Below are 20,571 nucleotides of genomic sequence, written 5' to 3' on the forward strand. Positions count from 1 at the left end.
TGGCTACTTTGACTTGGAGGTCGAGAAGCTAAGATACTAAATCATCCTTAGCCTCCTTTCATTTTTCAAAGTTGCACTTCGTATTAGAATTCACCATTCACTTTTAAATAAAAAAATCCCATGAGACAATTAAATTCAACTGCTTTAAATCAATTGGTACAAACTATTTTTATGGCTGCTGGCGCAACAAATACAGATGCAGCCCAAATTGCAGATATTTTGGTGGCGAACCATCTTGCTGGCCATGATTCACACGGTATATTACGTATCCCAGAATATTTGCAAAGCATTAAGGATGGCGAAATTAATCCGTTGGCCAGTCCTGAAGTTATTCAAGACACACCTACTAGTGCAGTTGTAAAAGGAAATTGGTCTTTTGGCCAAGTGGTCGGGAATTTTGCAACCGATATTGCGATTGAAAAAGCCTTAGAAGTTGGTGTGTGTGCCGTATCGGTTGTACAAGCTTCACATACCGGCCGACTGGCTGTCTTTACGGAACGAGCTGCAGCAAAGGGCGTGGTAATGTTCATGACGATTGGTACGGTTGATCGCCCAATGACCGCTCCTTACGGTGGTGCGGCTCCCCTCTTAGGTACCAATCCAATAGCCATCACTTTGCCGAATCAAGACGGGCCACATGTGACCTTAGACTTTGCAACTTCAGCTATCGCTGCAGGAAAAATTAAAGTGGCTAAGGCCAAACATGAAGCCTTACCACCCAATTGTTTGGTTGATAAAAATGGTAATCCTAGTACCGATCCGAATGATTTTTTCGATGGCGGTTTTATGCTACCGTTTGGTGGCCATAAGGGATATGCGTTAGCTGTCATGGCTGAGTTGATGAGTGGGCCATTGGTCGGTTCTGAAAATTTTCCAGCAGTAACACAGCGTAGCGGTATTTTTATCTTTGCCCTCAAGGCTTCCTTGTTTCAACCCATGGAACAATATAATCAAGCCTTGCAAAAATCCATTAATAAATTCAAAGCAATCCCGCCAGCAAAAGGCTTTGACGAGGTTTTACTGCCTGGCGAACCAGAAGCAAAGACCTTTCAAAAAAGGATTCAAGAGGGTATCCAGATCCCACAAGATACTTGGGATGCAGTTAAAAAAGCCGCCATGACAGTTGGAGTGGACATTGATGCAATTACACCGGCATAAGGCTCAAGCCTGGTGTTTGCCATCAACTTTTATTCAGGCACACACCAGTCAATGAATCTCCTCATTATCAAAAAGCAAAACGACTTGAACCTCCATCAACCGGGATGACAGTTCCAGTGACATAACTGGATAGTGGTGAGCTGAAAAATAAAGCGACTGAGGCAATTTCTTCAGTAGTACCAAACCTGCCAATTGGAATCTCTTGACGAGAGTACTCTAATTCGCTTTCTAAGGTTGGATAACGTTTTTGAATTTGCTCTGTCCGAATGCGACCAGGTTGCAGGCAATTGATGGTAATACCATAGGGAGCAACCTCACGGGAAAGTGCTTTTGCCCAAACATGAACTGCGGCTTTAGCCGTGAAGGCGGCATTTAACATCCTGGGTTCAGAGGTTCCCGTAAAAGTAACAATCCTCCCCCAATTTCTCTCTTGCATTTTAGGCACTAAAGCATGCGTTAATTCTCTAATGCGAAAAAAATTAAGGGTCATTCCCTCTAACCATTGTTCATGAGTCGCATCAAATGGAATCGGCCGACTACCACCAGCAGCATTAATTAGAATATCTACATGGCCTAATCTGCCAAGCGCTTCCAGCGCAACTCTTTCTGAATCACCTTCAACGGAGAAATCGGCACACAGTGGGATTATTTCTCCGCCATTTTTACGATCAACCTCTTTGGATAGAGCCTCAACGAGCTCATTACGCCTGGCAACGCCAACAACTGTTACACCTTCCTCGGCAAGCATTTTGGCAGTGGTTCGACCAATACCTTGACTTGCACCTGTTACTAAAGCTGTTTTACCTTTAAGTCCCCAATCCATCCTATTTCCTTCATTAATTTTTATTTGTTCAATACTTAATGCTACCATTTTCGAATAAATAATCATCACGGGAGATAAAGTTGCGCATCCTAAATCATCATCTTAGAACCCTAATATTGCGTCTTTTAATAGGAAGTCATATGGTGCTGTTTGCCAATGTAGGGACCACTCAAACAAAGTTTCCAAATCGATCCATTACGATTGTTGTTCCTACACCACCTGGTGGCGGCACAGATTCTTTTGCTCGGTATATTGCGCAGGGGTTAACGGCAAAATTTGGTCAAGCGGTAATCGTTGAAAATAAAGCTGGAGGGAATGGGAGTATCGCCGCTGAATATGTTGCTAGAGCAGCTCCTGATGGTTATACGATTTTACTTGGCTATACGGCAACGCATGGCATTAGCCCAGCACTCTTAAAACAAAAATATGACCCCATCAAAGATTTTGAACCTATTGGTATGATTGCTATTTCTCCAACACTGTTAGTTGTGAATAATGCTATTCCGGCTAAAAATACGAAGGAGCTAATAGCGTATATACAATCGAAGCCCAATATGATTAGCTATGCCTCAGCTGGAAATGGTTCTGCACCCCATTTTGCGGGAGAGTTATTTAAATTAGCGACGGGTACCGATGTACTGCATATTCCTTATAAGGGGGCTGCGCCAGCGGTAATGGATACGATTTCCGGAACGACCCAACTCATGTTCCCAAGCGTATATACCGCCTATCCTCAAGTAAGCGCCGGGAAGTTAAGGGCTTTAGGGATTGCTGGTGAGAAACGATCCAAAGTAATGCCGCAGGTTCCGACTCTGGCAGAACAGGGTTTGTTAGAGGTGAGTGTCGAGCAATGGTACGCACTCTTTGCCCCAGCAAAAACTCCACAAGCGGTAATTAGAATGTTAAATGAAGAAATGAATCTGATCTTAAAAGATCCAGCAGTTGAAAAGAAAATTGAAGATCAAGGTGCTGAGGTTGAAACGGGGACTCCAGAGCAATTAAAACTTTTTGTCGCTAAAGAAGCCGAGCGCTGGAAAAATGTCATTGCGAAAACGAAGATTACGGCGAATTAATCAGTTACCGAGGTACTTTAATTGAGTGGTGAACTCATCAGAAAATTTAAGGTTCTAAATGCTGAATTACAGGAGGATTGGATCCATCCTGTAATTCTGTTTCGATAATGACTTTTACGCAAACAAACGAATTAAGGTTTGGATATTAGCCATCTTCTCTAAACTCCAAATAGACTTAATTGCACTATTCGCTTTTTCTTTACCCATTACTTGGCTAGCATTGCCTAAAAACTTAGCTTCTAAATTTTGATCTGATATCGGATTAGCTACAGTACCGGTTGCATGCTCAATACCGGATTCAAAAGTCTTGCCTGATTTTGTCCTTACTATAGCTGATGCCTGATCAAGTCGATAACTTGATGATGCCGTTACTTTAACTAGTTTCCGGAGGGCTTGTACTTTGGGTTGTTGGGCTTTTTCATTCGTAAATTGTGAAATACCACCGGCTTGGTCGATATAAGAAGCGGCAGCGGCGTGATTCGCGCTAAATTTTGACATGAGGCCTGAACCAGGGGCGTCAACCCCAGTAATACGTATCACATCAGGGTGCACAATGATTTCTAATGATTCGATCTCCTCTGGAGCGACCTTATGGTCAATCGACGCTTTGATTGAAGCATCGATTAAGGGATGTAAGACCACGCCACAGGCATAAGGTTTATATCCATTGCCATTAATCAATTTTGGGGTATTAAAATTAGAGGCAATCATTGGAAGATCCTGAGTCTTACTATAAATGCGTGTAAAACCAAGATTCCCTTCCAATATTTCAGGAGAACTCGTAAAGCCATTCCTCGCCAATAGAGATGCTAAAACGCCATGGTAAGCCGACTTACCAGCATGGAAAGATTTACAATCGCTACCGCGGTTTTGTTGCATTCCTGCGGCCTGAGTACAGCCAATGCCAAGTGCATTGACGGTTTGACTGGCCGTTAATTTACGCAACCTAGCCGAACCTCCAGTTGCAGCAATGGTTCCTAAAGTGCCCGTTAAATGCCAACCTCCTCGATGGTGTCCAGGCATTCCCTGTCCAACCCGAATACCGGCCTCAAAGGCGGCGACTAAAGCCGTCATCATTTCTTTGCCAGAGGATTTTTCAGACTCGCCAATGGCAAGCAGTGCCGGCATTGTCGCAGTACTCGTGTGAAGAATCACACCACCTAAATGCGTGTCATCAAAGTCTAGTACGTGACCCATTTGACCATTGGCTAGAGGCGCATCTAGCATACTTAATTTAAGACCTTTTTGTCCCAATACAGTAACTGTTGGTAAAGAGCCGATTTCTTTTAAGGATTTAATCAAAATTTGTGGTGTTGGATGTTGACTACCGGCCATTGCACAACCCATCCAATCTAATATCGCACGCTTTGCTTCATGTGTAGAGTCTGCGGGTAGATCCTCATAATTTAAATCAGCAATATGTTTTGAGAGTGCTTGCGTAATACCAAGTCCTGTATTCCCTGCGCCATATGACTCACCAGATGTAGTGGTCGACCCGGTCGACTGAGCAAGTGCCGGTTGACTCGCAAAATACCCAGCGCCTAATAAAAGGCCCGCACCTAAAACATCACGTCGTTTTACTTCCATCACTTGTCTCCTTGTCGTTGGATTTGTTTTTTCTTATTCTAACCTAGGGAGTTATGTTGCTACGAAGTCTGCTGTGATTTAGCTACCATTACAAACGCAGTACGACTCAACAAGCTTTTCAAAGAGGTGATATAAATACAATTCAAACAATTTCTTCTGAAATAAGTAGTTTTTCACCCTCTTCAACAATAAAAAATATGAGTTATCAACTGGTCTGGTTTAAAAGAGACTTAAGAAGCCAAGATCACCTAGCTTTATCAGAGGCTTCTAGACAAGGACCGGTGCGATGTATTTATATCGTAGAACCACAACTCTGGCAACAACCTGATGTTGCGCTCCAACATTTTGAATTCATCAAAGAGTCATTAGAAGATTTAAATGTTGTACTAGGTCAATATGGCGGTTGTATAGAGGTTCATTACGGTGAAGTAATCGAAGTCTTTTCTAAAATTATTCAGGAAGCACCGTTTTTGCAGCTGCATTCTCACCAAGAGACTGGGAATAGATTTACTTATCTCAGGGATCAAAAAGTTGCAATTTGGTGTAAGCAGCATCAAATCACCTGGCATGAATATCAGCAGTTCGGCGTAATACGTGGCCTGAAAAACAGAAACCAATGGGATCTCGCTTGGGAAAAGTTGATGAGCTCGCCTATTCAAACCATCGGGCAAATGCATTTTTGGAAAACTAGTTCGAAGATCCCGTTAAGCATGCCAGCTCCAAAAAAATTATTGCATAATCCACCACAACGACTGCGCGGTGGCAGGCGCTTAGCAATCGCTACCTTAAATAGTTTTTTAAATGCCCGTAGTATTGGCTATCGGGGAGGAATCTCCTCTCCATTGTTGGCGCCTGATGCATGCTCTCGGATTTCCCCTTATCTTGCTTTTGGTTGTATTAGTATGCGGGAGGTAATACAACAAACTCGCTTAGTCCTTGCACAATTACCACCCCAAGCAGTTCGGCACCGCGCCGGATTAACCGCATTTATTAGTCGCTTACATTGGCATTGCCATTTCATACAAAAACTAGAAAGTGAACCAGAAATAGAGTGGATGAACATGCATCGCGTATACGATGGTCTGCGAGAAAATAACTTTAATGAAGAGTTGTTTGAGGATTTAAAAAATGCTAGAACAGGTTGGCCGATGGTGGATGCTTGCGTAACGATGCTCGGACAAACTGGCTGGTTAAATTTTCGGATGCGGGCGATGTTAGTTTCGGTCGCCGCTTATCCACTTTGGTTACATTGGCGCCCAGTAGGGGAATGGTTAGCGACACAGTTCCTTGACTATGAACCTGGTATTCACTGGAGTCAGCTGCAAATGCAATCCGGAACTACGGGGATCAATACGACGAGAGTTTACAATCCTATTAAGCAAGCGCAAGATCATGACCCGAAGGGCTATTTCGTCAGAAAATGGTTACCAACAATGCGTAAAGTACCTGACTCGTGGTTACTAGAACCTTGGTTGATGACGCAGGAGGTGCAAATGAATTCTGGTTTACAACTTGGAGTCGATTTGCCAGTCCCGAAGGTGGACCTTAAGTCAGCGCTCAAAGAGTCAAAAGACCGCTTGCACGCTAGACGAAAAAAGCCGGCAGTAAAAGCTGGTAAAGCGGAAATAGTGAATAAACATGCATCACGTAAAATCCTTGAAAGAAATACTAAAAAAGAATCAAAAAAAGTGAACGCGAATCAATTAGGGTTTGAGTTTTAGAAGGTGGCAGGTTCGTTCGATTGAAGATACAGTCGCATAATGTAATTAACTTAAACAATACAAATTTCGAGATGAGATATTTCAAATATAAATTAATTTTTAACGTTCTTTTAATTATTTTCTTATCAGCTGTTTTACCAGTAAAAGCGGCTTTATTAGATCTGTTGCAAGATGGTCAACACGTTCTATTAATGAGGCATGCCGACGCCCCCGGATATGGCGATCCGGTTGGTTACCAACTTGGGCAATGCTCGACGCAGCGCAACTTGGGCTCGGACGGCAAAAGACAAGCTAAACTCATCGGTGATTGGCTCGTGCAACAAGGTATTAAAGAGCCCAAATTGTTCAGTAGTCCTTGGTGTCGGTGTTTAGATACAGCTACGCTCATGCATCTAGGGCCTTTGATGATTGAACCTGTTTTAGGATCTTTTTTTGATGACATGAGTTTAGAGGTGCAGCAGACAAAGCAACTAGCGACCTTCATTAAAAAATCCTTAGTTGAATATCCAAATAAGCCAATCATTCTCGTCACTCACCATGTCAACATCCAGGCCTTTACTGGAAAAGTGGTCGATGTAGGGGATATGGTTTTAGTCAAGGTGAATAAGAATGGTGAGCATCTCGGTCACACCATTTATAAGAGTCCTCGGTTTTAGTGGCAACTAACGATTATTTTGTGTGTTGTAAGCTAAACTGTTTTTTTAACCTCATGGCAATGGGAGGCTCATCGTGAATATGACGCATTACATGCAGTTACTGGCGGAGAATCAACCTTGGAATTTACTTATTTTCATGGCCATCCCAATTGTTCTGGCAGAGACATTAGCCATCACTGAACTATATATTCTTTATACACGTAAATTTAGTGGCTTTGTTTATCACCTAAATCGATTTGCGGGGACATCAGTAGGGTTATATTTTATTGGCATCATTGCTTATTTGATGATCACAGTAGTCGTGCCAATCACTCAAGCGGGTGAGTGGCGTACCGCGATTGATCTGGTCGCCGTATCGACTTATCTACTAGGCGGCCTCCCTTTAATTTGGATTGCCTTACAAGAGTTCGGATTCGTTAATCAACGACTTCATCAAATGGCTAAACTTAAAATCCATGCCATTTGTGTTGCTTTGTTTTTGATCTTTGGTCATATTGCGATGATTAGTGGTATGTTAGATCCCTCCCTACTTGGCTATCAAGGTAGTAATGATCATGCTGTCCATAACCAGCAAAGCAATCTGAATTCCGAACTTACTAGCAGTGAAGAAGAGCAAATGCACCTAACGCATATGATGCATGCTGGTAATGAGGCATCCACTGATAGCCGAGTTGCGGTTGATTTTCCTGCGCCAATGAAACAACATATCTTAAGTAATATGCGGGACCATTTACTAACCATTTCGAAAATTCACGCTGCCATCGGAACCGGACAACTTGAGAAAGCTGCGCAGTTAGCTGAGGATCAGTTGGGTATGAATGCTTTGAAATTACACGGTGCCACAGAAAATTCACAATATATGCCTCGGGGTATGCAAGAACTTGGGACAAGCATGCATCGTAATGCAAGTAAATTTGCCATTGAAATTCAAAATTCAGCTGTAACTGGTGATTTAAAGCCAGCGTTAGTAGCTCTGAGCAAAACAACCGAAGCTTGCACAGCTTGTCATGCCAGCTACCGGCTCAAGTAAATGAGCATTATGATTAGAGTGAGTAGTAATAAAGCAGTCCATTGATTCAGCGTCACTATGACAGTAGTTTTTTAAAAATTTTACGGAGTAAAAAGATGTTTGCCCAGTTGAAGAAGTTCCTACCTAGTATTTTGTGTACCCTATTCGCTACCCATGTTTTGGCACAGGGATTAGATACTATTATTGATGCCCAGCAAATGCAAAAAGCCATTGAGCGAGGTGCAATTATTTGGGATGTACGAGATGAAAAAAGTTATTTAGAGGGACACATTCCCGGCGCGATGAATTTAGGGGATGCTGGCGTTGTTTTACGAGACATGAATAAAGAAGACTATCTTCCAACTGAACAAATTAAAAAGATCTTTGATGCCGCCGGTTTAGATATTCATCGTGAAGTAATGGTGTACGGTACTCGCGGCAATCCATACTCCTATTTTGCTTTACATACGATTAATTACTTTGGTGGTAATCAAGCCAAAATCTATCATGATGGGATTGACGGTTGGAAAACTGCAGGCTTGCCAACCACAAAAGAGCGTACTAAGTTGGCTCCAGTATCTGTGGCGCTAGTTGAGCAAACGCAGTTGATGGTATCTAATGAGGAAATGTTAAACCTTTATAACAAAGGTAATTTACAAATTGTAGATGCACGCACTCCTGATGAATATGCTGGTAAAGATGTTCGAGCAATCCGAGGTGGCCATATTCCAAATGCGATCAATATTCCGTTTGAGGAAAATTGGCAAGATCCTACGACCGCTATAAAGTTAAGTAAAAAACAAGTTGCAGAAAATTCCGGGATGTCACTCAAGAATACTTTGGATTTGAAAAAGCTTTACGCCAAGTTGGATCCTAATAAAGAAACCGTCGTGTATTGTCAAAGTGGTGTTAGAGCTTCAGAAACTACCACTATTTTAAAAAATCTGGGCTTTAAAAATGTAAAGGTTTATGACTCCTCTTGGCTTGGCTGGGGAAATAATTTAAATGCTCCAGCGGAACAGGAAACATTCTTAAATGTTGGTGCACTGAATGCCAAAATTACTGCCATGCAGGCAAAAATTAATCAATTAGAAGATGCATTGAAGGCCAAGAGTAATTAAGAAATAGTTATTATTGAATGGAGCAAGCACTACGGTTGCTCTATTCAAGTTTAGTTCCGTAAATGATAGCCCGTCTTGAAAATAGCAAAAACAGTACCAAGTGCACATAGTAAAAAGAATATGGCCATCCCGACGCTGAGCGTCATACTAACGTCGCCAACATCATAAAAGCTCCATCGAAAGCCACTAATTAAATAAACGACCGGATTAAAGAGAGCCACCTGTTGCCAAAAGCTTGGCAACACCGAAAGAGAATAAAAACTACCACCTAAAAAAGTTAAGGGGGTAATGATGAGGAGTGGCACTACTTGTAGTTTTTCAAATCCATCGGCCCAAATACCAATAATAAAACCTACCAAACTAAACGTAATGGAAGTTAGTACCAAGAAAAACAACATCCAAACTGGATGATGAATATGCAATGGTACGAAGAAACTAGCAGTTAGTAGGATGATTGAGCCAAGGATGATGGATTTACTTGCTGCAGAACCAACGTAACCTAGAATAATTTCTAGTGGTGAAATGGGTGCCGATAGTAGTTCGTAAATCGTACCAGTAAATTTCGGAAAATAAATTCCAAACGATGCATTCGAAATACTTTGCGTTAACAAGGACAGCATGATCAGCCCAGGTACGATAAACGCACCATAGGTCACACCATCAATCTGTGGCATTCTTGAACCAATGGCCGAGCCAAACACAATGAAGTACAAAGAGGTTGAAATCACCGGGGAAATGATACTTTGCATCAAGGTACGTTTGGTGCGCGCCATTTCAAATTGATAGATGGCCATAATTGCATGAATATTGATCATCAGACAGTTAACTCCTTTTCGTTGACTAAACTGACAAAAATATCTTCCAGTGAACTTTGACTCGTATGAAGATCTTTGAACGTAATATTTTCAGAGGCTAAAATTTCTAGAATCTTGGCAATACCAATATTTTTACTCTGACTATCGTAGGTATAGGTAATGAGTAAACCATCCCCTGATAGTGATACACCATCCAAAAGTAGAGACTGTGGTAATTGAGAAATTGGCTGATGAAGTTGTAAGGTTAATTGTTTTTTTCCTAACTGTTGCATTAACTCAACCTTGGGTTCAACCAGAATTAATTTGCCTTGGCGTATCACGCCAATGCGATCCGCCATTTCTTCCGCTTCTTCAATGTAGTGGGTGGTCAGAATGATGGTGACGCCCGTCTTCTGTAAACCACGTACTAATTCCCACATGTCTTTACGCAGACTAACGTCCACTCCAGCGGTCGGCTCATCTAAAAAGAGTATCTTAGGCTCATGGGAAAGTGCTTTGGCAATCATGACGCGTCGTTTCATGCCACCCGACAAGGTCATTATTTTGTTGTTGCGTTTTTCCCAAAGGGATAATTGCTTAAGAATTTGCTCAATATAAGCAGGGTTTTTGGGTTTACCAAATAAGCCTCTGCTAAATGTTACGGTATTCCACACGGTTTCAAAACTATCGGTGGAAAGTTCTTGTGGAACTAAGCCTACTTCAGATCTTGCTTCACGATATTCATGGACATTATCTTTGCCGAAGACTTTTACGACACCTGAACTCGCTTTAACAATCCCGCAAATAATATTGATGAGGGTTGTTTTACCAGCACCATTTTGACCCAAGAGGGCAAAAATTTCTCCAGTATGAATATCCAATGAAATATCTTTTAGAGCGGCAAAGCCTGATTGATATGTTTTATTAATGCCAGAGATGGAAAGAACAGTTTTCATGGTTTGAATGTAACACAAAGGGGGTTTTTTCACAGTCTGAAACACAGGTAAAACAGTGAATAAATATCAAAACTTCCTACTCGGCGGATAACAACAAGAGATCCTTGGCTGAGAAAGATTTAGAACACCTAAAAAACCATTCGTAAAAAAATTAAAGATTTTATAGTGAACTTTAAAAGATGGATTATTTGTCGAATTTTTTCTGTTAAAAATAGTGATGCTAACGGCCATCATTTTCTGGATTCTCTTCACTTAGATGCAGATTCAGTGAGAGATGCCATCTATACTCAAAAGCCTAGTATTCGCCATCCCTTAACGATAAATATATTGTAGAATTAAACGATGTTAAAAATCACCAGTAACCTAAAGCGCCTTGTTGTTTATTGGGTGGCTATTGTTTCAATAGCTGCAGGCACTTTTGCGCCGGTTATTTCTCAGGCAATTTCGAAAGATTCAGCGAGTCATTTTCAAACGATGGAGATTTGTACCTCGTCAGGAATGCAGGCAATTCATCTTAATCAGGATGACTCAAGCCCGTCTACTAGTATTGAGTCCCCTTGCCCTTATTGTTTAGCGCATACTTACTTTGTGCCATCCATTAATCAGTTACTAAGTTTCTCTGCCCCCTTGACGGTTACAACTTATCCGCCGTTATTTTATCAAGCTTCCTCCCCTCTATTCGCTTGGGTTAAACTCCCCTCACAAGCCCCACCTCTTTAATTAATTACTGTTTTTATCGCGGTCAAATGTTTGACTCGCTATGTTCATTAATTATTAAAGAAGGTTGATATGAAAAATTTATTCTCTGTATTAGGGATGACTACATTTGCATTTGTCATGGGTGTTTTGTTCATTACTACTACGCAGGCTCATGTTGTACTCGAAACTCCACTAGTATTTACGGGTGCCTATTTCAAAGCAGTATTTAAAGTAAGCCATGGCTGTGACGGCTCTCCTACTAAGCAAGTAATGATTGAAATTCCAGAAGGTTTTAGAGGTGCAAAACCAATGGTAAAGCCCAATTGGGAGATTCAATCGCAAAAAGATAAATTACAAAAGCCATACACTAGTCACGGTAAAACCATTTCAGAGGATGTTGCTAAGATTGTGTGGCGTAATGGGAACTTACCATCCGAATTTTATGATGAGTTTGTGATTGTAGGTCAAGCACCAATGACTGTTGGTCAATACTATTGGAAGGTCACCCAAATTTGTGAGTCTGGAAAATTAGAGTGGAGCGAAGTACCGGCAGAAGGTAAAACCCTCAAAGACTTTAAAAATCCAGCCGCCTTACTAAAGGTTATCGCAGATCCAGATGATCATTCTCAACATCAACATTGAGCCGGACATGAAGAACATGCATTACTATTTAATCGCCGCGATGTGTTTCATGGTGATTGGCGTTCATGCTGAGCATCTTTCTGAGTTAGAGTCGATTTCTATTTCGGGATCGATTGATCGAAATTTACTTCCACAGTTTAGCGCCTCAAGCATTACCCTTGAAGAACAGACGATGAACGATACAGTCAATATCGTTGATACACCTGACGCTTTGAAATACGTCCCAAGTCTAATGATTCGCAAACGAGACTCAGCTGATTATGGCGGCGCTTCGGTCGCAACGCGTATTTGGGGAATCAGTTACAGTGCAAAAAGTATTGTGAATGTGGATGGAGTGCCAATTAGCAATCAACTCTATAACGATAATAACTATGGTCCGCCAAGATGGTTTATGGTTTCGCCTGAGGAAATTCAGCGGATTGAAGTGATGTATGGGCCCTATTCAGCAGCCTACTCTGGGAATTCAATGGGCGCTGTAATTGATATCACTAGTAAAATGCCCGACCAATTTATGGCCGTAGTGAATGCCACCGGAAGTCTTCAAACATTTAATAAGTTGGGCACAAATGACAATTACTTGTCTGGATCAATTGCTACATTAATTGGTGATCATTCAGACGATACCTCTTGGCGCTTCTCTGTAAATCACTCTGATGCAAATACCCAACCGAGAGCATTTGTTACTGGGACCTCTCCCGTTACACCGTATTCCTATAGTAAAAAAGATGGTACGAATGGGGGGTATTATCTTGGCTCCTCTAACTTATTGCATGGTGTGTCAGATGATGCAAATTTCAAATTGAAATATGAGATGAGCCCTAGCCTGTCTATAACGTTGCATACTGGCGTCTGGACTGGAACCACCGATAGTAAAGTGCAAAGTTATTTACTGGGGAGCCCGAATGGGAGTTACTGTTTGAGCAATGCGCCATGTACCACCTTTGCTTCTGGAGTGTATAGCTTAAGTCAACAACACTTTATGAATAGTGTCACCTTAAGCGGTAAAAACTTTTCAAAGTTTGAATGGGAAGCGGTCCTATCTAACGTCTACTACGATAAAAATTTGCAAAGAACTGCAGGTTATTTAAATCAAGACGGCAGCATAGTAAATAATGTGGCTGGTAAAAATGGGACCCTCTCAGACTATAACGGCACCGGTTGGACGAATGCTGATTGGCGAGGCAATTACAAACTAGATACTGGCTTGGGTAAACACACGATTAGTTTTGGAGCCCACTATGATTACAATCGCTTAAATAATACCCAGTACTCAGTTGCTGATTGGTTGAATGCGCAAACTGGTAATGTTGCAGCTGTCGGTCAAGGCGTCACTCAAACTGCCGCCTTATGGGCTCAAGATACTTTTTATATCAACGATGTCTTAAGACTCACTTCAGGCCTTCGCTATGAATCTTGGAAAACCTTTGATGGTTATTTATTAAATTCTTCAGCCACGGGCTCCATCGCGCAAGGCATGAGTCAAGTAGCTACTCAGTATGACCATTTTTCACCAAAGTTATCACTCAGCTATGATGCGCCAAATGATTGGATGAGCTCGGTCTCCGTGGCTAATGCAATGCGGTTTCCAACCGCCGGTGAACTTTATAATGTGGTGAGTTCAACCACAACTGCTTCAGCAACTGGACAAGCAACAAAATATTTTGCGCCAGACCCTTCAAAGATTCGACCAGAAAATGTTTGGTCTGCTGAGTGGAGTGTCGAGAAAAAGTTATCTAATGGCTTTTTCAAAACTGCATTATTCACGGAGCAAGTGGAAGATGCACTTATTTCCCAATATGGATATCCTGATACGAATAACCCAAGCTACTTTTACTCTTATTGGCAAAATGTGAAAAAAGTTCGTAGTTATGGAGTGGAGCTATCTGGTCAAATGAGAGATCTTTATTTAAAAGGATTTGATCTTGGAGGTAGTGTTACTGCAGTTGATTCCACCATCGTTGAAAGTGATGGACTCGACTCCCGTAAGCAAGGGATCGTTGGCAATCCGACGCCAGGTGTTTCACCTCTTCGTATTACTGGCGTTGCTACGTATCGACCAAATGAAAAGTGGGCTTTCACTTGGGGCGGAAGATATCAACGACAATTTGCATCATCGATTGATAATAATGATGTGAATGCCAATACTTACTTGGGCTTTTCAGGGTATTTCGTGATGGATGTCAAAGCGCGTTATCAAATTGATCAACACTGGCGTGCTAGTTTTGGTATTGATAATCTGGCGAATCGCGACTACTTTATGTATCATCCTTTTCCACAACGTACCTTCGTGGCGAATCTAAGATATTCCTATAACTAATTGAATTCAATCTCCTCTAAAGTGATTAAAACCATATTACTTTAGGGGAAGTATCTGACTGCAGGGAATTTATTTCCAACCTTGTAGCCATTTCGTATCGTCTTGCAAATCTCGCCAAGAAATTTGTAATATCTTCTTCGAGTAAACTGCTTCGATTTCAATGAGATCGATGATGTTACTGTCATCCTCCGGTTGAATAACCTTTGTCACAATAAAGTGCTTATTCTTAGCAAGAGGCTGCACAGCGGTCCATTTGGTTAATAGTAATTTTTTGGGGCTCAGACGATTCATAAGACTTTCGGTATTTTTTATTTTTTTCTAGGTTAACTGAAGAAATGAAATGCCATGCTACTATAAATTTAGGTGATGATGCGTTGGATCTTTAAAACTTTCAAGTGGCGGAGACTATGTTTAGAAAGCTTCTCGGACTCCCAAAAACAGTATGGTTTATCGGACTGATTAGTCTGGTGAATGACACAGCGAGCGAACTACTGTATCCACTGATTCCTCTTTATTTAACCACGGTATTAATGGCGGGACCTAGAGTGCTGGGTCTGATTGAGGGGGTTGCTGAGGCTACTGCCAGCATTTTTAAGTTAATTTCAGGTGTGGTTGTTGATAAGACGAAGAAGACAAAAGTATGGATTGTCCTAGGTTATTTTTTAGCCGGCTTTGGTAGGCCATTAATTGCTTTTGTAAGCTCTTGGGGGTGGATCTTGATGATTCGCTTTACCGATCGAATGGGCAAGGGTTTGCGCAGTTCTCCGCGAGATGCATTGTTAGCACAAAGTGTTTCAGCAGCCGATCGAGGCCTTACATTTGGCTTACATCGTTCATTAGATAATGCTGGTGCTGTGATTGGGCCCATTCTGGCAAGTATCTTACTAGCCAATCATGTGCCACTCAGGGAGATCTTCCTGTGGGCGCTACTGCCAGCTGTCATCGTGATGACCCTCATGTTTTTTTTAGAAGAACCTAAAAATCTACCTAGTGCCGTGCCAGATCAATTTCATTGGACATTACAAGGCATGCCCCAAAAATTTAAATACTATCTGCTTGCCGTTGGCTTTCTTGCCCTTGGCAATTCTTCGGATATGTTTTTACTACTGAGGCTAAGAGATTTAGGTGTATCGATGGTAGAAATTCCCTTGATTTGGGCGGGAGTATCCTTTATTACGTCATTCTTTGGTATGCCTTTATCTGCGCTTTCGGATCGATACGGTAGAGCACCATTTATTTTAAGTGCATGGATTGCATTCGTACTCTTTTATTTGGGGTTAAGTTTTTCACATTTATCCCTTTATACAGTCATCGGGTTATTTGGGTTGTACGGTTTTTTTAAAGCAGCGACAGAAGGTGTTGAGAAGGCTCTTGTCGCTGATTTAGCGCCAGAGGGGCTAGTAGGCACAGCATTTGGCTGGTTTAACTTAATTTCAGGATTGATGATATTGCCATCATCAATCATCTTCGGATGGCTATATGAACGATTTGGCACGCAATATGCCTTTATCTACTCAGCGAGCTGTGCAATGATCGCTGTGATAATTTTATTGTTTGCAGTATTTCCACGTAGAGGAAATCAGATAGAACCACTCGTTGAATCCCCGCAAGGATTCAACGAGCTTATTTAACGACTAATACAGGCTGTTTTGCCTTGTGAGTAATACGATGTGCGACAGAGCCCAACAGGATATCTGACAACTCTGATCTACCTTTTGAGCCAATCACGATTAAGCCAACTTTTTCTTTATCAGCAATCGACAAGATGGTCTCCGAAATATTGCCAATTTCAATAATAAAACTGTGCGTGATATCTGATTTTGCTAGAAGCTTTTGTGCAGGTTTCATTTCTTTTTGACTATTTTCAATCAAGAAATTTTTAATGTCTTCATAGGTAACAAATTGATTGATGTAGTTAAAACTTGAATCGTCATGTACATTGATGACCACAATGGAAGACTTAGCTGTTAAACCTTTGGCTAAATTAATTGCATACTTTAGGGCTTTCAATGAATTCTGTGAACCATCGACGGGGACTAATATTTTCATAAAACACCTCCTTAGTGAACCCCATTTAAGCACCTTAAAAAATAAGTGTCAAATTTAAAAATGTTTGATTAAATTCCTCAACTTTAGCGGTGTTGATTATTTGCCTTGAAAAAAGTGGTAATACCTCTAATGAAATGAATGGTCAGCAATTCATTTCATCAATCAACAACAATCACCATCAATTAATCATTGGTTATATGGCGTTCCTGAATAATCTTAGCCCATGTTTGGGTATCTTTTGCGATGTATTTTTTCAAATCATCCCGAGATCCTGGTAGTGGATAAAGGCCATGTTCTTTAAGCGCCGAAATGATTTCTTTATCGTTAAGTACTTTCACTAATTCTTTATTCCAACCATCAAGCATCGACTCAGATAATTTTGATGATGCTACAAAGGCATACCAGTTACTGGAATCAAACCCTGGAAAACCTGATTCTGCAATCGTTGGTACATTCGGCAAAGCTTCTATACGCTTTGAACTGGTAATAGCGATTGGACGTAGTTTGCCACTTTTAATATGCGGCATTGCTGAAGAAATGGTCGAGTAATAACAATTGACTCTGCCACCTAAAACGTCAATCATTGCGGGGTTACCGCCTTTGTACGGGACATGCGTTACTTCTATTTTTGCTAGAGAATTGAAAAGTTCCCCTTGTAAATGCGAAGCGGAACCATTGCCAGTCGAAGCAAAGGTAAGTTTTCCCGGATCTTTTTTTGCCAATTCAACAAATTCTTTTAAGGACTTGATGCCAGATTCGGAGGGAACAACCAGTACGTTAGGAAATGCTACGCCCATTGTCAAAGGAGCTAAATCTTTTACAGGGTCGTACGGTAATTTCATCATCAGAGGAGCGATCGATAACGGCCCAATAGAGCCTAATAAAATCACAGAGCCATCTGTTGGACCTGTAGCAACAGTTCCATGGACAATATTTCCGCCTGCCCCAGCTCGGTTTTCAACAATGACAGATTGACCAATATTCTCACCCAGTTTTTTAGCGATAATTCTAGCCGCTGTATCAGTGCCACCACCGGCCGCAAAGCCTACGTACATCGTAACCGTTTTCTTTGGTGGAAATTCTTGCGCATGCGATGATAAGACTAAAAACCCAGCTACTAGCAAAGAAAGCTTACATACAAAAAGGCGTTGGCGCAGTAAAAATCCCATGAATTTATCCTAAATATCGTTAATTGAACATCATTGTGTGCAATTTTAGCTTGTTTATATTTTTGTTTTCTTGGTTCGAGATCTAATATTTAAAATTTCAACTGCGAAAGAAAAGGCCATGCCAAAGTAAATATACCCTTTCGGAATGTGGAAGCTAAGTCCTTCTGCAACTAAGACGATGCCAACTACGGATAAAAATGATAAGGCTAAGACTTTAATCGATGGATGATTGTTAACAAATTCACCGATAGGTTTGGCGGCAAATAACATAATCACAATGGAGGCAATGACCGCCGCAATCATAATCAGTATTTCATCGACTAACCCAACCGCTGTGATTACACTATCGAGAGAAAATACGATATCTAAAATACCGATTTGAATGACGGAGCCCCAAAAGAGTTTCTTGGTTGATTTTTTGAGCTGCTCAGAATTAACCTCAGAAATAGCTTCAGCTTCTTGGGCTGTTTCAGCGGCCTCAACTTCAAGATAAATCTCTTTCGACGATTTCCAAAGTAAAAATATTCCCCCTAATAGTAAGATCAAGTCTCTACCACTAATCTCTTGATCAACAATATTAAATAAGGGAGCCGTTAGACCCATTACCCAAGAGAGACTGAGTAATAATAAAACCCGAGTAATTAAAGCAAAAAGTAAGCCGAAGCGCCGAACCTGGTTACGGATTTCTAGAGGCAAACGATTCGCAATGATGCTAATAAAAATAATATTATCAATGCCAAGAACTATTTCAAGAATAGCTAAGGTAAAAAAAGCGATGATAGTTTGAGTGTCAAAAAGAAATTCCAACTCAGCCTCCATGAAAGATATATAAAGTATCAATATTGCATAAGATGGAGTTCACTCGATGAAAAGTAACCCTATTTTTTTCAAGGATTATTAGGTCAGAAAGTGCCAAAACTCATCCGAAATTGAATTCAACGCACTTCAAGTAGTTCCTAACTGTAAGAGTTTTTCATATATCATCTAAGTCAACTTTGACAAAAAAGATTCATCTCAAGATTGCCTTTGGAGATAGTCTTTTTCACTACTTTAGAAGGTTTTGTTTGAAATCTGATACAAAAGGGATGTTTGTTGGCTTTATTGGTATTTTTATATTTAGCCTTACCTTACCCGCTACTAAAATTGCTATTTTTGATTTAGACCCATACTTTATTGCTTATGGACGCGCAGTAATTGCTGCATTGGCTGCAGGGATTTACTTGATGGCTTCTAAAGAAAAATGGATTGAAGCTAAATATATACCTAAACTCCTCATTGTTGCTGGAGGTGTAGTGTTTGGATTTCCTATTTTGGCGAATCTTGCAATGGAAAATGGATCTTCTGCGCACGGGGCTATCATTTTAGGATTGCTACCCTTAGCAACTGCTATTTTAGGTGTGTTACGCCATCATGAAAAACCATCGATTGGCTTTTGGATCAGTGCCATTATTGGCTCGAGCTTAGTCGTGATTTTTTCGTTTATTAGTGGGGATGGGAAAGTGGCTCATGAAGATTGGCTGCTTTTAGGAGCGTGTGTATTTGCAAGTATTGGTTATTCGGAAGGTACTGACTTATCCAAGGTAATGCATCCTAAAGTGGTAATTTCCTGGGTACTCGTTCTTTCCCTACCTATTTCCCTGATTTTGTCTTATTACACGTTTGAAGTGAGTTATCTTCACATGTCCTTGAGTTCATGGGCGGCATTTATTTATTTAGCCTTGTTTTCGATGTACATTGGATTTTTCTTTTGGTATGAAGGATTACTTATTGGCGGTGTCGCTAGAGTAAGCCAAGTGCAATTATTGCAACCTTTTTGTACCATGATTGCAGCTAGTCTAATGCTAGGAGACGAACTTACGGTACTGAATGTGATTTTTGCTACACTCGTGGTGTTGTCCGTAATGATCGGCAAAAAAATGTTAATTGCTAAATCAAACTGAAACACAACTAAAAACAAGTTAAAAATCACTGTTGGCTTAAAGAATTGAACCATGACCCCTATGCCTAAAGTTTCTGTATATATCATCGCATTTAATGAAGAGAGAAAAATTGCAGATGCTATTGGTAGCGTAGCTTGGGCAGATGAAATTGTTGTCATTGATTCGAATAGTAAAGATCGGACGGCACAAATTGCAGAAGAGCTTGGCGCGAAAGTGGTTCAAGTGGAGTTTAATGGCTTTGGTCAATTACGTCGTGATGCTGTCAGTGCCTGCTCCCATGAATGGATCTTCAGTTTAGATAGTGATGAAAGATGTACACCGAAAGTTGCTCAGGAAATACAACAAATTATTCAGAATAATCTTGCTGATGTTTGCTACGTACCCCGTCGAAATTTCTTCCTAGGTAAAAAGATAGAGCATTCTGGTTGGTATCCCAACTATCGACAACCCCAGTTGTTTAAAAAATCCTGCTTAACGTATGACAATAGCCCTGTTCATGAAGGCTATGATATTTCGGCTGGCGCCAAAATAATGCATTTAAAAAACGCTATCTGGCAACTACCTTTTAATGACCTCAGCGAATCTATTGCGAAAATGAATCGCTATTCTAGTTTGGGGTCAGTGAAAAGTCGCCAAAAAGGATCTACTTATGCCAAGGCACTAGGACATGCAAGTTGGGCATTTATGCGCCACTATGTCTTTAAAAAAGGGATTTTGGATGGGTGGGCAGGTTTCTTTATCGCGTTTTCTTACTTTGAGGTAACCCTTTATCGCTATGCAAAAGCGGTAGAACTAGCCAATCAAAATGAGTGGGATGAACAATGGAAAAAAGTCCAAAAGACTGACGTGTAAAAAGC

Annotated in this window: 20 protein-coding genes; 12 read left to right on the top strand and 8 right to left on the bottom strand. The window is 41.0% G+C overall.

Going from position 1 to position 20,571, the window contains the following annotated elements:
- Positions 1 to 120: 120 nt before the first annotated feature.
- Entirely contained in the window at positions 121 to 1,158 is a 1,038-nt protein-coding gene (locus B8983_RS13195) for an Ldh family oxidoreductase (RefSeq protein ID WP_084285887.1), read from the top strand.
- A gap of 67 nt (positions 1,159 to 1,225) precedes the next feature.
- Here B8983_RS13195 and B8983_RS13200 read toward each other — a convergent pair whose 3' ends face one another.
- The gene (locus B8983_RS13200; protein ID WP_084285950.1) at positions 1,226 to 1,981 is read right to left on the bottom strand and encodes an SDR family NAD(P)-dependent oxidoreductase; all 756 of its coding nucleotides are present in this window, start codon (positions 1,979 to 1,981) and stop codon (positions 1,226 to 1,228) included.
- A gap of 140 nt (positions 1,982 to 2,121) precedes the next feature.
- Here B8983_RS13200 and B8983_RS13205 point away from each other — a divergent pair, with 140 nt between their 5' ends.
- Positions 2,122 to 3,054: a tripartite tricarboxylate transporter substrate binding protein gene (locus B8983_RS13205; RefSeq protein ID WP_084285889.1), complete on the top strand. Its 933-nt coding sequence runs from the start codon at positions 2,122 to 2,124 to the stop codon at positions 3,052 to 3,054.
- Between the two features lie 114 nt (positions 3,055 to 3,168).
- Here B8983_RS13205 and B8983_RS13210 read toward each other — a convergent pair whose 3' ends face one another.
- The gene (locus B8983_RS13210) at positions 3,169 to 4,641 is read right to left on the bottom strand and encodes an MmgE/PrpD family protein (protein WP_084285891.1); all 1,473 of its coding nucleotides are present in this window, start codon (positions 4,639 to 4,641) and stop codon (positions 3,169 to 3,171) included.
- A 197-nt stretch (positions 4,642 to 4,838) separates the two neighbouring features.
- Here B8983_RS13210 and B8983_RS13215 point away from each other — a divergent pair, with 197 nt between their 5' ends.
- From B8983_RS13215 to B8983_RS13230, 4 genes are all read left to right on the top strand, one after another.
- Positions 4,839 to 6,362, top strand: a complete 1,524-nt coding sequence (locus B8983_RS13215) for a cryptochrome/deoxyribodipyrimidine photo-lyase family protein (protein WP_084285893.1) — start codon at positions 4,839 to 4,841, stop codon at positions 6,360 to 6,362.
- Positions 6,363 to 6,433: 71 nt separating this feature from the next.
- Positions 6,434 to 7,018: a histidine phosphatase family protein gene (locus B8983_RS13220; protein ID WP_084285895.1), complete on the top strand. Its 585-nt coding sequence runs from the start codon at positions 6,434 to 6,436 to the stop codon at positions 7,016 to 7,018.
- Positions 7,019 to 7,097: 79 nt separating this feature from the next.
- The gene (locus B8983_RS14130) at positions 7,098 to 8,048 is read left to right on the top strand and encodes a DUF6803 family protein (protein ID WP_200806909.1); all 951 of its coding nucleotides are present in this window, start codon (positions 7,098 to 7,100) and stop codon (positions 8,046 to 8,048) included.
- Positions 8,049 to 8,143: 95 nt separating this feature from the next.
- Positions 8,144 to 9,148, top strand: coding sequence for a sulfurtransferase (locus B8983_RS13230; RefSeq protein WP_084285897.1), 1,005 nt, complete (start codon positions 8,144 to 8,146; stop codon positions 9,146 to 9,148).
- Between the two features lie 50 nt (positions 9,149 to 9,198).
- Here the strand turns inward: B8983_RS13230 and B8983_RS13235 are convergent, their stop codons facing one another.
- Complete coding sequence (locus B8983_RS13235) at positions 9,199 to 9,963, bottom strand: ABC transporter permease (protein WP_439650392.1); 765 nt, start codon at positions 9,961 to 9,963, stop codon at positions 9,199 to 9,201.
- A complete protein-coding gene (locus tag B8983_RS13240) occupies positions 9,963 to 10,898 on the bottom strand; it encodes an ABC transporter ATP-binding protein (protein ID WP_084285956.1) in 936 nt (311 codons plus the stop codon). The genes B8983_RS13235 and B8983_RS13240 overlap by 1 nt, the downstream gene beginning before the upstream one ends.
- Positions 10,899 to 11,240: 342 nt before the next feature.
- On the opposite strand from B8983_RS13240, the gene B8983_RS13245 reads away from it, so the two are divergent.
- The 3 genes from B8983_RS13245 (at position 11,241) to B8983_RS13255 (ending at position 14,556) form a co-directional block, all read left to right on the top strand.
- On the top strand, positions 11,241 to 11,618 hold the full coding sequence (locus B8983_RS13245; protein ID WP_084285901.1) for a DUF2946 domain-containing protein: 378 nt from the start codon (positions 11,241 to 11,243) through the stop codon (positions 11,616 to 11,618).
- Between the two features lie 69 nt (positions 11,619 to 11,687).
- Positions 11,688 to 12,239 carry a YcnI family copper-binding membrane protein gene (locus tag B8983_RS13250; RefSeq protein ID WP_234987050.1) on the top strand — a complete coding sequence of 184 codons (552 nt, stop codon included), beginning with the start codon at positions 11,688 to 11,690 and terminating at the stop codon, positions 12,237 to 12,239.
- Between the two features lie 7 nt (positions 12,240 to 12,246).
- On the top strand, positions 12,247 to 14,556 hold the full coding sequence (locus tag B8983_RS13255; RefSeq protein WP_159460909.1) for a TonB-dependent receptor: 2,310 nt from the start codon (positions 12,247 to 12,249) through the stop codon (positions 14,554 to 14,556).
- Positions 14,557 to 14,625: 69 nt separating this feature from the next.
- Here B8983_RS13255 and B8983_RS13260 read toward each other — a convergent pair whose 3' ends face one another.
- Positions 14,626 to 14,847 carry a TIGR02450 family Trp-rich protein gene (locus B8983_RS13260; protein WP_084285906.1) on the bottom strand — a complete coding sequence of 74 codons (222 nt, stop codon included), beginning with the start codon at positions 14,845 to 14,847 and terminating at the stop codon, positions 14,626 to 14,628.
- A 116-nt stretch (positions 14,848 to 14,963) separates the two neighbouring features.
- Here B8983_RS13260 and B8983_RS13265 point away from each other — a divergent pair, with 116 nt between their 5' ends.
- Positions 14,964 to 16,187 carry an MFS transporter gene (locus B8983_RS13265; protein ID WP_084285908.1) on the top strand — a complete coding sequence of 408 codons (1,224 nt, stop codon included), beginning with the start codon at positions 14,964 to 14,966 and terminating at the stop codon, positions 16,185 to 16,187.
- On the opposite strand, the gene B8983_RS13270 is transcribed toward B8983_RS13265, so the two are convergent.
- The 3 genes from B8983_RS13270 to B8983_RS13280 form a co-directional block, all read right to left on the bottom strand.
- Entirely contained in the window at positions 16,180 to 16,605 is a 426-nt protein-coding gene (locus B8983_RS13270) for a universal stress protein (RefSeq protein ID WP_084285909.1), read from the bottom strand. The two genes, B8983_RS13265 and B8983_RS13270, sit on opposite strands and share 8 nt — an antisense overlap.
- A 182-nt stretch (positions 16,606 to 16,787) precedes the next feature.
- Entirely contained in the window at positions 16,788 to 17,774 is a 987-nt protein-coding gene (locus B8983_RS13275) for a Bug family tripartite tricarboxylate transporter substrate binding protein (protein WP_084285911.1), read from the bottom strand.
- Between the two features lie 54 nt (positions 17,775 to 17,828).
- On the bottom strand, positions 17,829 to 18,581 hold the full coding sequence (locus B8983_RS13280; RefSeq protein ID WP_234987051.1) for a TerC family protein: 753 nt from the start codon (positions 18,579 to 18,581) through the stop codon (positions 17,829 to 17,831).
- A gap of 257 nt (positions 18,582 to 18,838) precedes the next feature.
- Here B8983_RS13280 and B8983_RS13285 point away from each other — a divergent pair, with 257 nt between their 5' ends.
- Together B8983_RS13285 and B8983_RS13290 are read left to right on the top strand one after the other, a co-directional pair.
- Positions 18,839 to 19,714: a DMT family transporter gene (locus B8983_RS13285; RefSeq protein WP_084285917.1), complete on the top strand. Its 876-nt coding sequence runs from the start codon at positions 18,839 to 18,841 to the stop codon at positions 19,712 to 19,714.
- 51 nt (positions 19,715 to 19,765) lie between these two features.
- Positions 19,766 to 20,566 carry a glycosyltransferase family 2 protein gene (locus B8983_RS13290; protein WP_234987053.1) on the top strand — a complete coding sequence of 267 codons (801 nt, stop codon included), beginning with the start codon at positions 19,766 to 19,768 and terminating at the stop codon, positions 20,564 to 20,566.
- The last annotated feature ends 5 nt before the right edge of the window (positions 20,567 to 20,571 follow it).

This window comes from Polynucleobacter kasalickyi, assembly GCF_900176405.1.
GTDB classification, from domain to species: Bacteria; Pseudomonadota; Gammaproteobacteria; order Burkholderiales; family Burkholderiaceae; genus Polynucleobacter; species Polynucleobacter kasalickyi.